General features: G+C 64.8%; 16 protein-coding genes and 2 tRNA genes. 11 read left to right on the top strand and 7 right to left on the bottom strand.

Features of this window, described 5'->3' with window-relative positions; all coding sequences use genetic code 11:
* Positions 1–42 precede the first annotated feature (42 nt).
* Positions 43–1,500 (top strand): uracil-xanthine permease family protein, encoded by a 1,458-nt coding sequence (locus tag CXR29_RS08535; protein ID WP_241241651.1) that lies wholly within the window; start codon positions 43–45, stop codon positions 1,498–1,500.
* Between the two features lie 166 nt (positions 1,501–1,666).
* Here the strand turns inward: CXR29_RS08535 and CXR29_RS08530 are convergent.
* Positions 1,667–1,743 (bottom strand) — tRNA-Pro (locus tag CXR29_RS08530).
* A gap of 82 nt (positions 1,744–1,825) precedes the next feature.
* Between CXR29_RS08530 and CXR29_RS08525 the strand changes: the two genes are divergently transcribed.
* Together CXR29_RS08525 and CXR29_RS08520 are read left to right on the top strand one after the other, a co-directional pair.
* A complete protein-coding gene (locus tag CXR29_RS08525) occupies positions 1,826–2,314 on the top strand; it encodes a TetR family transcriptional regulator (protein ID WP_025780313.1) in 489 nt (162 codons plus the stop codon).
* Positions 2,315–2,417: 103 nt separating this feature from the next.
* Positions 2,418–2,491: transfer RNA gene (locus CXR29_RS08520), tRNA-Val, on the top strand.
* Positions 2,492–2,624: 133 nt separating this feature from the next.
* Here CXR29_RS08520 and CXR29_RS08515 read toward each other — a convergent pair.
* Positions 2,625–2,972, bottom strand: coding sequence for a cupin domain-containing protein (locus tag CXR29_RS08515; protein ID WP_127364324.1), 348 nt, complete (start codon positions 2,970–2,972; stop codon positions 2,625–2,627).
* A gap of 123 nt (positions 2,973–3,095) precedes the next feature.
* Between CXR29_RS08515 and CXR29_RS08510 the strand changes: the two genes are divergently transcribed.
* Positions 3,096–3,686 carry a DUF2249 domain-containing protein gene (locus CXR29_RS08510; RefSeq protein ID WP_241241650.1) on the top strand — a complete coding sequence of 197 codons (591 nt, stop codon included), beginning with the start codon at positions 3,096–3,098 and terminating at the stop codon, positions 3,684–3,686.
* 59 nt (positions 3,687–3,745) lie between these two features.
* On the opposite strand, the gene CXR29_RS08505 is transcribed toward CXR29_RS08510, so the two are convergent.
* Together CXR29_RS08505 and CXR29_RS08500 are read right to left on the bottom strand one after the other, a co-directional pair.
* Positions 3,746–4,174, bottom strand: a complete 429-nt coding sequence (locus CXR29_RS08505; RefSeq protein ID WP_127364323.1) for a DUF1801 domain-containing protein — start codon at positions 4,172–4,174, stop codon at positions 3,746–3,748.
* 17 nt (positions 4,175–4,191) lie between these two features.
* Positions 4,192–4,668, bottom strand: a complete 477-nt coding sequence (locus CXR29_RS08500) for an Lrp/AsnC family transcriptional regulator (RefSeq protein WP_127364322.1) — start codon at positions 4,666–4,668, stop codon at positions 4,192–4,194.
* Between the two features lie 110 nt (positions 4,669–4,778).
* On the opposite strand from CXR29_RS08500, the gene CXR29_RS08495 reads away from it, so the two are divergent.
* Positions 4,779–5,960, top strand: coding sequence for a trans-sulfuration enzyme family protein (locus CXR29_RS08495; protein ID WP_101593561.1), 1,182 nt, complete (start codon positions 4,779–4,781; stop codon positions 5,958–5,960).
* A 71-nt stretch (positions 5,961–6,031) separates the two neighbouring features.
* Positions 6,032–6,793 carry a MerR family transcriptional regulator gene (locus CXR29_RS08490; protein ID WP_127364321.1) on the top strand — a complete coding sequence of 254 codons (762 nt, stop codon included), beginning with the start codon at positions 6,032–6,034 and terminating at the stop codon, positions 6,791–6,793.
* A 26-nt stretch (positions 6,794–6,819) separates the two neighbouring features.
* Here CXR29_RS08490 and CXR29_RS08485 read toward each other — a convergent pair whose 3' ends face one another.
* The 3 genes from CXR29_RS08485 to CXR29_RS08475 all read right to left on the bottom strand — a co-directional run bounded on the left by CXR29_RS08485 (position 6,820) and on the right by CXR29_RS08475 (position 8,196).
* On the bottom strand, positions 6,820–7,224 hold the full coding sequence (locus CXR29_RS08485) for an HIT family protein (protein WP_127364320.1): 405 nt from the start codon (positions 7,222–7,224) through the stop codon (positions 6,820–6,822).
* A gap of 64 nt (positions 7,225–7,288) precedes the next feature.
* Complete coding sequence (locus CXR29_RS08480; protein ID WP_127364319.1) at positions 7,289–7,756, bottom strand: redoxin domain-containing protein; 468 nt, start codon at positions 7,754–7,756, stop codon at positions 7,289–7,291.
* Positions 7,753–8,196, bottom strand: a complete 444-nt coding sequence (locus tag CXR29_RS08475) for a DUF3052 domain-containing protein (protein ID WP_127364318.1) — start codon at positions 8,194–8,196, stop codon at positions 7,753–7,755. Before CXR29_RS08475 ends, CXR29_RS08480 begins: the two co-directional genes overlap by 4 nt.
* Before the next feature lie 293 nt (positions 8,197–8,489).
* Between CXR29_RS08475 and aceE the strand changes: the two genes are divergently transcribed.
* The 5 genes from aceE (at position 8,490) to CXR29_RS08450 (ending at position 14,930) form a co-directional block, all read left to right on the top strand.
* Positions 8,490–11,252 carry a pyruvate dehydrogenase (acetyl-transferring), homodimeric type gene (aceE, locus tag CXR29_RS08470; protein WP_127364317.1) on the top strand — a complete coding sequence of 921 codons (2,763 nt, stop codon included), beginning with the start codon at positions 8,490–8,492 and terminating at the stop codon, positions 11,250–11,252.
* Between the two features lie 126 nt (positions 11,253–11,378).
* Positions 11,379–12,578, top strand: a complete 1,200-nt coding sequence (locus CXR29_RS08465; protein WP_035319603.1) for a PucR family transcriptional regulator — start codon at positions 11,379–11,381, stop codon at positions 12,576–12,578.
* Between the two features lie 55 nt (positions 12,579–12,633).
* Positions 12,634–13,539, top strand: a complete 906-nt coding sequence (locus tag CXR29_RS08460; protein ID WP_101593566.1) for an ACP S-malonyltransferase — start codon at positions 12,634–12,636, stop codon at positions 13,537–13,539.
* An 18-nt stretch (positions 13,540–13,557) separates the two neighbouring features.
* Positions 13,558–14,559, top strand: coding sequence for a beta-ketoacyl-ACP synthase III (locus CXR29_RS08455; RefSeq protein WP_101593568.1), 1,002 nt, complete (start codon positions 13,558–13,560; stop codon positions 14,557–14,559).
* Between the two features lie 119 nt (positions 14,560–14,678).
* Positions 14,679–14,930, top strand: a complete 252-nt coding sequence (locus CXR29_RS08450; RefSeq protein ID WP_025776743.1) for an acyl carrier protein — start codon at positions 14,679–14,681, stop codon at positions 14,928–14,930.
* The last annotated feature ends 49 nt before the right edge of the window (positions 14,931–14,979 follow it).

Raw genomic sequence — 14,979 nt, 5'->3', positions numbered from 1 at the left:
GGCCCACGGCCCAGAAGCAGCACGATCGGAACGAGGAGCACAATGGCGGATACGGCACAGACGGACACTCGCAACGGGACAGGCAGTCGCCGCGGCTGGCGTCTGCACGGTGATGGGCGGACGATCGCTCCCGGTGAGAGGGTTCTGCCCGAGGAGCGTCTGAGCTGGCCGCGGACCATCGGCATCGGGGCCCAGCACGTCGTGGCGATGTTCGGTGCGACATTCCTCGTTCCGCTGCTCACTGGCTTCCCGCCGTCGACGACGCTGTTCTTCACCGCCATCGGCACTCTGCTCTTCCTGCTCATCACGAAGGGCATGATGCCCTCCTACCTCGGGTCGTCGTTCGGACTGCTCGCCCCGATCGGTGCGGTCACGGGGTTCTCGGCGACGTCGGGAGACGACCTCGAGCCTCATGCCATGGCCCTGGCTCAGGGTGGAATCATCTCCGTCGGAGTGACTCTGGCGTTGGTCGGACTCGTCGTCCATGTCGTCGGCGTCCGGTGGATCGAGGTGACGATGCCTCCCGTGGTCACCGGCGCCATCGTCGCGCTCATCGGCCTCAACCTGGCACCGGCCGCCTGGGACTGGGTCAAGGCCGCTCCCCTGACGGCTGTGATCACGATCATCGCAATTCTGCTGACCACGGTGGCATTCCGCGGCATGCTCGGACGGCTGTCCATCCTCATCGGCGTGCTCGTCGGCTACGGCGCGGCATGGCTGCAGGGCGAGCTCGACTTCTCCACCGTCACGAAAGCCGACTGGGTGGGACTGCCCGCATTCCATGCCCCTGCCTTCGACCTGGGCTACCTGGGTCTCTTCCTGCCCGTCGTCCTCGTCCTCATCGCAGAGAACATCGGTCATGTGAAGTCGGTCGCCGCAATGACCGGCCGCGACCTCGACCGACTGACCGGTCGCACGCTCTTCGCCGATGGGTTCTCGACCATCCTCGCCGGATCCGGCGGCGGTTCGGGAACGACGACCTATGCCGAGAACATCGGAGTCATGGCCGCCACGCGCATCTACTCCACCGCCGCCTACCTGTGCGCAGCGATCATCGCCCTCGTCCTCAGCATGCTGCCGAAGTTCGGCGAGATCATCGCCACCATCCCACCCGGCGTCCTCGGCGGAGCGGCGACGGTCCTCTACGGAATGATCGGCATGCTGGGAGTGCGCATCTGGGTGGAGAACAAGGTCGATTTCTCCAATCCGATCAACCTCAACACCGCCGCGGTCTCACTCATCGTCGCCATCGCGAACTTCACCTGGACCCCGGGCGGACTCCAGTTCGAAGGCATAGCCTTGGGCACCGCCTCGGCGATCATCGTCTATCAGGTGATGAAGGCCATCGCCCGGTGGCGGGGCACGGATCTCGACCGCGTCGCGGAGAATTTCGCCGAGGCGGCCGACCGCTCGAACTCACCCCGCCGCACGAAGCCGGTCGACTCAATCGATGCGGATGCGGGCACCGAGGACCCGCAGACTCCGCGGGAATCGGACTGAACATCGAGTTCTGGACCAGTCATCGGGTTCAAACTCGAGTACCTGTTCAGAACCCGGCTGAACCGGCCCCACGTCAACGCTCGGGCCGACCGGGGTCAGGCACTCAACGGGCCGGGAATGCAGAAGTGCCGCAACCTCGCCTGAGCGATGCTGCGGCACTTTCCCATGGTCGGGATAGCGGGATTCGAACCCACGACCTCCTCGTCCCGAACGAGGCGCGCTACCAAGCTGCGCTATATCCCGTGACCAGGAACTACTATAGCGATGGGAACGCGATCTGAAAAATCGGGACGGTCCACTTCGGAAGAATGAAAGGTATGTCTCATTGGCACTGACAGCCGAAAGCATCACCACCACTGCTCTGACCATCCTGTCGCACTACGGTCTCGGCGACCTGTCCATGCGCCGACTCGCCCGTGAACTCGAGGTTCAGCCCTCGGCGCTGTACTGGCACGTCAAGGACAAACAGTCCCTTCTCATCCTCATCTCCCGCCGCCTCAAGGCCGAAGTCGATGCCCTCAGTCCCGCCGTCACGGATCCACTCGCCGCGGCCATGTCGCTGCGCGAGGTGCTGCTGAAATACCGCGACGGAGCCGAGATCGTGCTGCTCGGCTATTCCATCGCACCGGCAGACGTCACGCCTGAAGCTTTGGCAGCCGATCGGCTGGGTGCCGAACTCTCTCACGGAATCCTCACGCTCACGCTCGGCGCCGTGGCCGTCGAACAGAACCGCAGGCTCTTCGCGATCGACCCCGCCGCTGCGGCAGAGAATTTCGCCGCCAATGCCTCACTCCTGCTGCGATCTTCCCGGTGACCGCCTTGACCGGCACACTCATCGCCGTCGATCCCGTTTCGCCGCTCACCTCCGGATGTGGCATACTGATCAAGCGCTGTCGCAGTCGACGACGACGCAGGTGGGGCCTATAGCTCAGTTGGCTAGAGCATCTCGTTTACACCGAGAGGGTCGGGGGTTCGAGTCCCTCTGGGCCCACCGTCAAGGCATCCCGTGTTCACGGGGTGCCTTTTCCATATTCCGACCCAACTCACCAGCCCAGATCGGCACGTCCGATCCACGCAGGTCCGACCCCGCCGCCCGAACCTCGCCGAGGCGACCACGGGGTCGATCACCCCCTGTCGATCTCCGTGCGGATCGTGAGCAGGAACGCCGCATCGGTCAACGCCTCCACCGAGTGCTTCTGCGCGGGAACGGCGATGAGTTCTCCCGCACCCAGTTCCCATGATTCGTCGGCAGTCACCACCCGCACCCGGCCCGTGACGACGTGCAACGTCGCTTCCGGTGGAGAATCATGTTCTGCGAGTTCTGCACCCGCTCGCAGAGTGAGCAGGGCCTGCCGAAGATAGGTTCCGACGAAGACACCCTTGGCGGCCCTTCCGCTGCGTGCCCCTCGCGCCTTCTCCAACAGCTCTGCGCTGAGGGTCTCCAGGTTCTGTGCGGACGCTTGTTCGGTCATCGTGAATTCCTTCCTCAGTGGTGTACAGCTCGGAGGCTTGCTTCCTTCCTCAGCGTAATCTCGATTTCCTACTGTGGTGATAGTTTCGATGCGGAATCATCGAAGCGACTGAGAGGTATTGCTGTGGCAGACGAACCCGTCATCGACGTCCGGAACATACCGAAGCCGGAGCGGCATCCGCTCATCATCAAGGCGTATGAGGAACTCGAGATCGGCACCGGCCTGATCCTCATCAATGATCACCCACCCGAGGGTCTGCGTGCGGAGTTGGTCCGCGAGTTCGCCGGTGCGGTCGGTTGGGAGCCGTTGGAGAGCACAGAGGGTGAAGCTCGGGTGCGCATCGTCCGTCGCGCCGGCACACCGGCCCCTCGCGTCGTCCTCGACGTCACCGAACTCAGCGATACCGCCGAGGACTCCGGATCCGTCTGGCAGCTGCCGGCACAGCGCCGTGACCTCGACGCGAATGTCATCGTGCTGGCCCCGGGTGGTGAGATCCGCGAACATACCGGTCCGTCTCTCGACGTCCTCATCCACATCCTCGCCGGTGCGGGCACTCTTGAGACCGAAACGGGAACGATCGACCTGTCCCCCGGTCAGATCGTATGGCTGCCCCGTAAGTCCCGCCGTCGATTCCTGGCCGACGCCGAGGCGGGACTGCAGTACTTCTCGGTCCATCAGCGCAAACCGGGGCTGAGCATCACCTCCCGCCGCTGATCACGGGCCCGTGATCAGCGATTCGGAGACTCTGAACGACTTCGAACGGGTGCCTGTGATCAGCTGCCCGGTGCGGGGTCGTCGGGACGGGCAGCGGCGATCGCGATGAGTCTGCGCAGCACCGCCTCGTCGATGTTCTCCAAACGGCGCACGTAGACGCACCCGGCCCCCTCGGTGTATTTTCCGAGCTGCGGGAGCAGCTTCGCCCCTTCGGGAAGGTCCTTGAGCCCGTACAGCGAGAGCTGGCTCTTGCGCGGGGAGAAACCCGTCGCCGGCCACTCACCGTGACTGCGCGGGTTCACGGGCGACCGATAGCGGTATCGCCCGTAGCCGACGATCGAGGGTCCGCACATGACGGGTTCCTCGCCGGTGACATCACGGAAGATCGCGTCGAGGGCGATTCCGTCCTCCCTGCGCTTCCCCGGAGTCACGGCATCGAGGTACGCGGCGACATCGGCATCGGTCGGCTGGGTCTTGTTCTCTGCCATGGGGACAGTATGGGAGTTCAGGGCTCCTCGGGGATCCATGCCGAGCCGTCCTCGACCCGATAGATGAGGTTCGTGCGCGTATGCGCGACAGCGGGATACCGGGTGAGATAGTCGAGCACGAAGGACTGCACAGCGGCAGCATCGGTGGCGACGATATGCAGCAGATAGTCGTCAGCTCCGGCCATATGGTACATCCGCACCAGTCCCGGAAACTTCGGGGCGGCCGCAGTGAACGCATCGATCTCGGCGCGATCATGCTTGGCCAGCCGAATCGACACGAGCGCCTGCAGGCCCATGCCCAGTGCTGTCGGATCGACATCGATATGGAATCCACGGATGACACCGAGAGATCTCAGTCGTTTGAGGCGCAGGGAGACCGTCGATTCGGAGATCCCGACGGCCGCGGCCAGGACTGCGCCCGAGGCCCGCGCATCGGCGTTGAGCTCCTGCAGGAGGCGACGATCGGTGACATCGAGTGAGACATTCTGCGACATGAGTCACAGTCTTCCACATCTCGTCGCAGAATCTCCCGCCAGAACCAAGGATCCTCACAGGAGATTGCAGGATCATTGCGTCTGACGGGAGAAGTGTATTGAATGCGGTTATGACATCGATGCACCCCGAGACCCGCATGGTCCACGGCGGAATGGACGGCCTCGCGGCCGCAGGCGTCCACGTCCCCGCGATCGACCTCTCCACCACCAATCCGGTCAATGACGTCCGCACGGGCGGAGATTCCTACGAAAGCCTTGCCGGCGGAAACTCCTTGAAAGAGGGCGATTCCCCTGTCTACCAACGGCTGTGGCAGCCCGGTGTGGCACGGTTCGAATCCGCGCTCGCCGAATTGGAGAACGCCGAATCGGCCGTGGCCTTCGCCACGGGAATGGCTGCCATGACTGCCGCACTCCTCGCCGCGGTCGAGGCCGGAACGCCCCACATCGTCGCCGTCCGTCCCCTCTATGGGGGCAGCGACCACCTGCTCGAGTCCGGCCTGCTCGGCACCTCGGTGACCTGGGCGGAAGAAGACCGGATCGCCGAGTCGATTCGTGAGGACACCGGGCTCGTCATCGTCGAGACGCCGGCGAACCCCAGCCTCGACCTCGTCGACATCGACGCCGTCGTCGCGGCGGCAGGAGACGTGCCGGTACTGGTCGACAACACGTTCTGCACCCCGGTGCTCCAACGCCCGATCGATCACGGGGCCGCTCTCGTCCTCCACAGCGCCACGAAATACCTCGGCGGTCACGGAGACGCGATGGGCGGGATCATCGCGACGAACACCGCCTGGGCCATACGACTGCGTCAGGTGCGCGCCATCACCGGGGCCCTCCTGCACCCGATGGGCGCCTATCTCCTCCACCGCGGACTGCGGACTCTGGCCGTGCGGATGCGCGCGGCCCAGGACACCGCAGGCGAACTCGCGCGCCGACTCCAGACGCGCCCGGAGGTCGCCCGCGTCCACTACCCCGGCCTCGCCGACTCAGATCCGCGTGGGCTCGTCGGTTCGCAGATGCGCGGCGGCGGGGCGATGATCGCCATCGAACTCGCCGGAGGATTCGACGCGGCCCGGACCTTCGTCGAACACTGCGACCTCATCGTCCACGCGGTCTCCCTCGGCGGTGCCGATACGCTCATCCAGCACCCGGCCTCACTCACCCACCGGCCCGTGGCGGCCACCGCAAAGCCCGGTGACGGCCTCGTCCGCCTGTCGGTCGGGCTCGAATACGTCGACGACCTCGCACGAGACCTCTTCACGGCCCTCGACGCCATTCGCGAAGCGGCCTGACAGAGCTCACTGCGCGACCGCCTCAATCGGCTCTTGACCTTGACGCTGCGTCAACTTCTAGGCTGTCAGACATGGACTGGTCCATTCAGGAAATCGCACGGCTGACGGGCACGACGAGCCGAACACTGCGTCACTATGACGCCATCGGTCTGCTGCCGCCGACCTCCATCGCCGCCAATGGATATCGCTGCTACGACGAAGCGGCTCTGGTGCGCCTCCAGCGCATCCTGCTGCTCAAGGAGCTGGGTCTGCCGTTGACGACGATCGCCGAGGTCCTCGACCGGAAAGATGATCCGGTCGAGGCGCTGTCGCAGCATCTGGTCTCCCTCGGACGCGAGAGAGACCGACTCGACCGACAGCTCGCCGCCGTCGCCGTCACCATCACTCGACTGAAAGCAGGTGAGCCGCTCATGGCTGACGAGATGTTCGATGGCTTCGACCATCGCGAATACGAAGAGGAAGTGACGAGGCGCTGGGGTACCGATGCCTACCGGCGATCAGACGAATGGTGGTCCCGCAGATCCCCGGAGGAGCAGCGGGAGTGGAAGGCCCGCGTCTCGGCTCTGTCCGAGGATTGGATCGCCGCCGCCGAGGCGGGGGCCGGGCCCGAATCGGATCGCTGCCAGGACCTCGCTCGACGTCATGTCGAATGGCTGCGAGCAGTTCCGGGCACACCCGCGAACGATCCCGACGGAGACCTCGCAGGCTACGTGCGCGGCCTCGGACAGATGTACGTCGACGACCCCCGGTTCGGTGCCAACTACGGCGGAGCCGTCGGCGCCGAGCTCGTGAGAGACTCGCTCGACCGCTGGCTCGAGGCCCACGGTCTCTGACCCGGCCGAATCCGGCGCCGACTGGCTCAGGGCAGTTCGGACAGTGCCTGCCGGATCTTCTCGGCGGGCACCTCCAGCTGCTCCGGAGTCTGCATCGGGGCGCGCTCGGAGATGTCGAAGTCATCCATCGAATTCGTCGGCAGGACGTGGATGTGCAGGTGGGGCACTTCGTAGCCGACGATGAGGAGACCGATGCGCTCGCAGTCGAAGGCCCGCTTCTGGGCTTCGCCGATCCTCTTCGCCACCGCGGTGAGGTGAGAGAGAAGTTCTCCATCGGCGTCGATCCAGTGGGAGATCTCCTCCCGCGGAACGACCATGACGTGACCTTCCGTCATCGGAGCGACGTCGAGGAATGCGACGCACGTGTCATCCTGATGGACGAACGTGCCGGGGATCTCTCCGTTGATGATCTTCGTGAACAGCGTGGCCATAAGGTGTCCTTTTCAACAGTCGCCGAAGGTGCCGGAGATCGGCGCTTCGGTGGTGGCTCGTTTCTCAGAGGCTGGAAAGCGCCGCGGCGAAGTCCTCGGAGAAGTCCCGAGTCTCGGTGCGGGCAACCTGCCTGCCACTGACGATCGTACCCGCAGGTGAGATGACGAAGACGCCTCGTTCGGCGACTCCGTGGAACTCATCGAAGACGCCGAACGCCCGCGCCGCATCACCATGAGGCCAGAAATCCGAGGCCAAGGTGACGTCGGCTGCAGTCTGACGGGCCCATGCCGCCAAAGTGTATTTGGAGTCCGCGGACACGACGACCACGTCAACGGCATGGGAGTCCTGCCGCATCCTCTTCTGCCACCGGTCGAGGGCGGCGAGTTCGTCTCCGCAGATCGGAGAGAAGGCGAACGGGACGAATGCGAGCACGACCGCGGAACGCGGGGCCGCCTCGGCGAGGGAGATGACCGATCCGAGGTGATCGGGGAGGGTGAGATCCGGGGCCCGGTCACCGGGCCGCAGGATCATGAATAGTTCTTCTTGCCCACGAGCCGGAATCCGGCCCAGTCATCGGCGGCACTGACCGTGGAGGTCACGTGCATTCCGGCGGTGGGCGCCGCTTCGGAGATGTCTGCGGGGCTGATGTGTCCCGGACGGTTCGCCTTCGGGCTGAGCAGCCACACGACTCCGCCCTCCTTCAATGTGGTCTGGGCGTCGACGAGGCCGTCGATGAGATCATCGTCGTCCGACCGCCACCACATGAGGATCACGTCGTAGACGTCATCCTCTTCACCATCGGCGATCTTGTCTCCGATGATGTTCTCGATCGCCTCGCAGAGCGCCTGATCGACGTCGTCGTCATAGCCGACCTCTTGCACGTAGTCGCCCTTGTTCAAACCGAGGTTGTGGCCCAGCTCGTTTACGAGGGTCGAAGTGGAGGATGTCCTTTCAGAAGCGGAGTTGCTCATGCCTGTATTCTTCCGCCAACAGTGGTCAAGGTGCAAATATCGGCGCGCCCGCGCGCGGCAAGCGCACCCAAACAGCACTCAACCAGCACACCGGACGGTGACCATGTCTGCCGGGCGGGCAGATGCGTCAGAGAGATCACAACATCGCGGGAGCGCGAAGTTCAGCTCGGAGTACTAGGCTGACAGATGTATTGGGTGGCCCCTGGGCTCGGACAACCTGCGGAGCACACACCATCCGATGGACATGATCTCTACACCAAAGAAGATCGTGGAGCTGAAGAGAGGACCACATCGTGGACAATCGGAATCAGGGCGGACCCATCCTCAACGGGCTGCCCAGCCAGGTGCCCGACATCGACCCGGAGGAGACCGCCGAATGGCTGGCCTCCCTCGACGGCCTCATCGACGAGGGCGGTCGGACGCGAGCTCGCTATGTCATGCTGCGCATGCTCGAGCGCTCGCGCCAGAAGCAGATCGGCGTGCCCAGCCTCACCGCCACCGACTACGTCAACACCATCGGCCCGGAGAACGAACCCTGGTTCCCCGGTGATGAAGAGGTCGAGCGCCGCTACCGTCGCTGGAACCGCTGGAATGCCGCCATGCTCGTCCACCGCGCCCAGCGCCCCGGCGTCGAGGTCGGCGGACACATCTCCACCTACGCCTCGTCGGCGACCCTCTACGAGGTCGGCCTCAACCACTTCTTCCGGGGCAAGGACCATCCCGGCGGCGGCGACCACATCTTCTACCAGGGACACGCCTCCCCCGGCATGTACGCCCGCGCCTACCTCGAAGGCCGGATGAGTGCCGAGCAGCTCGACGGGTTCCGTCAGCAGCAGTCGCACTTCATCGACGGCAAGCCGCAGGGGCTGCCGTCCTACCCGCACCCGCACCAGCTGCCGGACTTCTGGGAGCACCCGACGGTGTCGATGGGGTTGGGACCGATGAACGCGATCGCGCAGGCACAGTTCGACAAGTACCTGCACAACCGCGGGATCAAGGACACGTCGCAGCAGCAGACCTGGGCCTTCCTCGGCGACGGCGAGCTCGACGAGCCCGAGAGCCGCGGCATGTTGCACGTCGCCGCCTTCGAAGAGCTCGACAACCTCAACTTCGTCATCAACTGCAACCTGCAGCGCCTCGACGGACCCGTCCGCGGCAACGGCAAGATCATGCAGGAGCTCGAGTCGTACTTCCGCGGTGCCGGCTGGCACGTCATCAAGGTCGTCTGGGGACGCGAATGGGACGCACTGCTGGCCAAGGACCGCGACGGTGCCCTCGTCAACCTGATGAACGCCACCCCCGACGGCGACTACCAGACTTACAAGGGTGAGTCCGGCGGGTTCGTGCGCGACAACTTCTTCGGCCGGGACCCGCGGACGAAGGCGATGGTCGAGGACTACAGCGATGAGCAGATCTGGAACCTCAAGCGCGGCGGCCACGACTACCGCAAGGTCTTCGCCGCCTACAAGGCCGCGATAGAGCACACCGGTCAGCCCACCGTCATTCTCGTCAAGACGGTCAAGGGCTACTCGCTCGGACCGCACTTCGAGGCCCGCAACGCCACACACCAGATGAAGAAGCTCACGGTCGACGACCTCAAGCTCGCCCGTGACCACTTCCAGATCCCGATCTCGGACAAAGAGCTCGAGGACAACCCGAAGCTGCCCCCGTACTATCACCCGGGAGCCGACGCTCCCGAGATCAAGTACATGCAGGAGCGTCGTGCGGAGCTCGGCGGCTACTCGCCCGAGCGACGCTCGACCCATATCGATCTCAAGCTGCCCTCCGACAAGGCCTACCAGGCCGGTCGCCGCGGTTCCGGCAAGCAGGAGATCGCCACCACGATGGGCTTCGTGCGTGTGCTCAAGGATCTCATGCGGGAGAAGGAATTCGGTCACCGCATCGTCCCGATCATCCCCGATGAGGCTCGCACCTTCGGCATGGACTCGTTCTTCCCGACGGCCAAGATCTACAACCCGCACGGGCAGAACTACATCTCCGTCGACCGCGACCTGTTCCTCGCCTACAAGGAGGCCACGGACGGTCAGCTGCTCCACGTCGGCATCAACGAAGCAGGAGCGACCGCGGCGCTGACCGCCGTCGGCACCTCGTACGCCACGCACGGCGAGCCGATGATCCCGTTCTACATCTTCTACTCGATGTTCGGCTTCCAGCGCACCGGTGACTTCTTCTGGGCCGCCGGTGATCAGATGGCCCGCGGCTTCGTTCTCGGCGCCACCGCGGGACGCACCACCCTCGTGGCAGAAGGTCTGCAGCACGGCGACGGGCACTCCCATGTGCTCGCCTCGACGTACCCGTCCGTGGTCTCGTACGACCCGGCCTACAGCTACGAGATCGCCCATATCGTCAAGGACGGCATCCACCGGATGTACGATCCCGCCGACGAGCGCGACCCCGACGTGCTCTACTACATCACGATGTACAACGAGCCGATGGTCCAGCCCGCCGAACCGGAGGACCTCGACGTCGACGGCGTGCTCAAGGGCCTCTACCTGCTGAAGAAGGGACCCGACAACGGCGGCCCGAAGGTTCAGCTCATGGCCTCCGGCGTCGGTGTGCCGTGGGTGCTCGAAGCGCAGGAGCTGCTCGATCGGGACTGGGGCGTCTCGGCCGATGTGTGGTCGGTCACCTCGTGGACGGAGCTGCGCCGCGACGGACTCGACGCCGAGAACGAGCGGCTGAAGAACCCGCAGTCCGAACCACGCATCCCGTACGTGACTGAGAAGATGGCTGAGACCGAAGGCCCGGTCATCGCGACCTCGGACTATATGCGCGCGGTTCCCGACCAGATCCGTCAGTACGTGCCCAGCCACTTCACCTCGCTCGGCACCGACGGATACGGAATCTCGGACACCCGTCCCGCGGCACGTCGCTACTACCTCGTCGACGGTCCGTCCGTGGTCACGCAGGCGCTCATCTCGCTGGCCGACACCGGAAAGATCTCGATCGACAAGGCCGCCGAGGCGGCTGAGAAGTACCAGCTCCACGATGTCCGTGCCGGCAGCTCGGGTTCGACCGAGGGGGCTGGCGCCTGATCTCGTCGGTCGCCTGAGCGCTGATATGGCCGGAGTCTCCAAGACTCCGGCCATATTTGTCGCCTTTTCCGAATGTTTGTATGTCGCTGACAACCCGATTGTTCTCTTTCGTCTAAACTCGTGCCCATGATGTCTGATGCCGAGACCCTGCGACGCCGCGCCGAAACCGCTCGCAGGCTGCGTGCCGGAGTGGGTGTCCTGTCGTCGGTGACTCTGCAGCGACTGGAGGCGCAGCTGCCCTGGTACCGCTCGATGTCGTCGTCCGACCGTTCCTGGGTCGGCCTGCTGGCCCAGTCCGGCATCTCATCGTTCGTCGACTGGTACCGCAAACCCGATACGAACCTGCGCGTGGTCTCCGACATCTTCAAGACAGCACCACGCGATCTCATCCGCGCCATCAGCCTGCAGCAGACCCTGCAGCTGCTCAAGATCGTCGTCGAGGTCGTCGAGGAGCGCGTCCCGGACATCGCTCGCCCGGTCGAACAGCCGGCCCTGCGCGAGGCCGTGCTCGTCTATTCCCGTGAGATCGCGTTCGCCGCCGCCGACGTCTATGCCCGTGCCGCCGAGGCTCGCGGCAGCTGGGATGCCCGCCTCGAAGCGATGGTCGTCGACGCCCTCGTCCGCGGAGACTCCGTCGATGAGCTCGCCAGCCGCACGGCGGCCTTCGGCTGGCAGTCCGAAGGCCCCGTCTGCGTCATCGTCGGCCGCGCCCCGCAGCGCTCGGCGAAGAAGGGATTGGACGGGATCCGCCGCAAGGCCAGTCGGTGGGCCGATGATGCCCTCGTCGGCATCCATGACAATCGACTGCTCATCGTCTTGGGCGGAGTCACGGAACTCGACGATGCCGTCGAGGACCTCTCCGACTGCTTCGGGCCCTCCGAGGTCATCGTGGGGCCAGCAGTGCCGGGCCTCGCCGAGGCTGCCACCTCGGCGAAGGCAGCGATCCGGGCACTCAAGGCCGCGACCGCCCGCCCGGATTCCCCTCGCCCCGTCAAAGCCGATGACCTCCTGCCCGAACGCGCCCTGTCCGGAGACCGGATCGCCCTGAGCGAACTCATCGAGCGCTATTACGAACCACTGACCTCGGGCACCGGACAGCTGCTGAAGACCGTGAGCGCCTATGTCGAATTCGGGTCGTCGCTCGAGGCCACGGCCAAGGCACTGTCAGTGCACCCGAACACCGTGCGCTACCGGCTGCGCAAGATCACCGACGCGATCGGACTCGACCCGACATCGTCACGTGACGCCTTCGTCATCCACATCGCCTTGGTGTATGGGCGACTGTCCGAGGACGGCGTATTGTCGACCAGCGACAAATCGCAGTGATTTCGGCTCCGAGTCCATTAGATTGATCAACGGAACCCAACGAAAAGAGAACTGAGTGCTTGCAATCACCTGTCCGGGCCAGGGAGCCCAGAAGACCGGTTTCCTGAGTTCATTCCTCGAACTCGACGCTTTCTCGGCACAGATCGACGAACTCTCGACCGCCTCGGGGATCGACCTGCGTCTGCACGGAACCGAATCCGACGACGAGACGATCAAGGACACCGCGGTGGCACAGCCTCTGCTCGTCGCTTCCGCCATCGCCTGCGCTGCCGAGCTCGGTGTCAGTCCTGCCGTCGTCGCCGGACACTCCGTGGGAGAGATCGCCGCCGCGCAGATCGCCGGCATCTTCTCCCCCGCCGACGCCATGCGCTTCGTCAAGGTCCGTGCCGATGGAATGGCCGCCGCTGCCGCCGCCACTCCGACCGGGATGTCCGCGGTGGTCGGCGGCCAACCCGACGACGTTCTCACCGCGATCGAGGCCGCCGGGGCGAGCCCTGCCAATGTCAACGGCGGGGGCCAGACCGTGGCCGCCGGATCTCTCGACGCGCTCGAGGCACTGGCAGAGAATCCGCCCGAGCGCGCTCGAGTCATTCCGCTGGCCGTGGCCGGTGCCTTCCATACCGAGTTCATGGCTGCGGCCACCGCAGAACTCGCTGCCGCCGCCTCGGCGATGGAGGTCTCCGATCCCGCTGCATCGATCCTCAGCAACTCCGACGGAACTGCCGTCGAAACCGGGCGCGAGTACGTCGACCGCCTGGTCAGACAGGTCACGAACCCGGTTCGCTGGGACCTGTGCCAGGAGACGCTGCTGGGTGCCGGGGTCACCGGAATGATCGAACTCGTCCCCGGTGGCACCCTGACCGGAATCGCTCGACGCGCCATGAAGGGCGTCGAGACCTTCGCAATCAAATCGGCCGCCGACCTCGACGGCGCGCGTGAGTTCGCGGCAGCCCACGCCTGAGAATCGAAAGAAGACGTCATGCCAACACTCAAGACTGCCGAGCTCGGCACCTTCTCCCGCATTTCCGGAATCGGTGCCTACCGCGCGGAGAACCTCGTCAGCAATGACGATATCGCCGGCCCCATCAATTCGTCCGACGAATGGATCCGTCAGCGCACCGGCATCGTCACCCGCCGTCGCGCCAGCAAAGATGTCGGCGTCCTCGACATGTCCGAGGAGGCCGCGCTCGAGGCCATCGCCTCCGCCGGGCTCAAGCCCGAGGAGATCGGGGCGATCATCATCTCCACGGTCACCTTCGAGTACTTCACGCCCTCAGCCGCCGCGGCACTGACCGCGCGCTTGGGCACCGGGCCGATCCCGGCGTGGGACATCAGTGCGGCCTGCGCCGGCTACTGCTACGGCATCTCACAGGCCGACGCCCTGGTGCGGGCAGGCACGCTCGACAATGTCCTCGTCATCGGTGCGGAGAAGCTCTCCGAGGTCATCGATCCCGAGGACCGCTCGATTTCGTTCATCCTCGGCGATGGAGCCGGTGCAGTCGTCGTGTCCTCCTCCGACGAACCCGGCATCTCGAAGACGGTGTGGGGTTCGAAGGGCGAGAACTGGTCGACCATCCGGATGACGGATTCGCTCTACGACATCCGCGACGACCGTGAACTGCCCTTCCCGACCCTGCGCCAGGACGGGCCGACCGTCTTCCGCTGGGCCGTGTGGGACGGCGCCGAGGTGGCCAAGGAGGCTCTCGCCGCTTCCGGGATCGAAGCCGAGGATCTCGCTGCCTTCATCCCGCACCAGGCGAATATGCGCATCATCGATGAACTCGCCAAGCAGCTGAAGCTTCCCGAGTCCGTCGTGATCGCACGTGATATCGCCGACAACGGGAACACCTCAGCGGCGTCGATCCCGCTGGCCACCGAGCGGCTCCTGCGCGAACAGCCCGAGCTCAGCGGCGGTCTCGCCCTGCAGATGGGCTTCGGCGCCGGACTCGTCTACGGTGCTCAGGTCGTGCGCCTGCCCTGAGACACACCCATTCACGGAAAACTCTCCGTGAATGTCCTAAGATATTCGGCGGGACACTCGTCGAAAAGTTCCTCACACGGTCGACAAACCCTCGACCGAAATCAGAAAGTAGGAAAGAAATGGCATTCACCGAAGCTGAAGTCCTCGCTGGGCTGGCAGAGATCGTCAACGAAGAGACCGGCCTGGCTGTCGAAGCAGTCGAAGCCGACAAGTCGTTCACCGATGACCTCGACATCGACTCCATCTCGATGATGACCATCGTCGTCAACGCTGAGAAGAAGTTCGGCGTGAAGATCCCGGATGACGACGTCAAGGATCTCGTCACCGTTCAGGACGCTGTCGACTACATCAACAAGGCTCAGGAAGCCTGAGACACAGCAGCCGAACACGGCCCGTCCACAGACGGGCCGTGTCCACACT

It is taken from the genome of Brevibacterium linens, assembly GCF_003999335.1.
Classification (GTDB): domain Bacteria; phylum Actinomycetota; class Actinomycetes; order Actinomycetales; family Brevibacteriaceae; genus Brevibacterium; species Brevibacterium linens.
This window is presented reverse-complemented; position numbering and strand designations above follow the sequence as displayed.

Excerpts from the sequence above, each read along its gene's own strand:
- CXR29_RS08500 (WP_127364322.1), bottom strand. The coding sequence starts at position 4,668 with ATGTCGCAGAATGTCTCACTCGATGTCACCGATCGTCGCCTCCTGCAG.
- CXR29_RS08455 (WP_101593568.1), top strand. The coding sequence starts at position 13,558 with ATGCCAACACTCAAGACTGCCGAGCTCGGCACCTTCTCCCGCATTTCC.
- CXR29_RS08495 (WP_101593561.1), top strand. The coding sequence starts at position 4,779 with ATGACATCGATGCACCCCGAGACCCGCATGGTCCACGGCGGAATGGAC.
- CXR29_RS08485 (WP_127364320.1), bottom strand. The coding sequence starts at position 7,224 with ATGGCCACGCTGTTCACGAAGATCATCAACGGAGAGATCCCCGGCACG.
- CXR29_RS08480 (WP_127364319.1), bottom strand. The coding sequence starts at position 7,756 with ATGATCCTGCGGCCCGGTGACCGGGCCCCGGATCTCACCCTCCCCGAT.
- CXR29_RS08465 (WP_035319603.1), top strand. The coding sequence starts at position 11,379 with ATGATGTCTGATGCCGAGACCCTGCGACGCCGCGCCGAAACCGCTCGC.
- CXR29_RS08475 (WP_127364318.1), bottom strand. The coding sequence starts at position 8,196 with ATGAGCAACTCCGCTTCTGAAAGGACATCCTCCACTTCGACCCTCGTA.
- CXR29_RS08515 (WP_127364324.1), bottom strand. The coding sequence starts at position 2,972 with ATGACCGAACAAGCGTCCGCACAGAACCTGGAGACCCTCAGCGCAGAG.
- CXR29_RS08505 (WP_127364323.1), bottom strand. The coding sequence starts at position 4,174 with ATGGCAGAGAACAAGACCCAGCCGACCGATGCCGATGTCGCCGCGTAC.
- CXR29_RS08490 (WP_127364321.1), top strand. The coding sequence starts at position 6,032 with ATGGACTGGTCCATTCAGGAAATCGCACGGCTGACGGGCACGACGAGC.
- CXR29_RS08535 (WP_241241651.1), top strand. The coding sequence starts at position 43 with ATGGCGGATACGGCACAGACGGACACTCGCAACGGGACAGGCAGTCGC.
- CXR29_RS08450 (WP_025776743.1), top strand. The coding sequence starts at position 14,679 with ATGGCATTCACCGAAGCTGAAGTCCTCGCTGGGCTGGCAGAGATCGTC.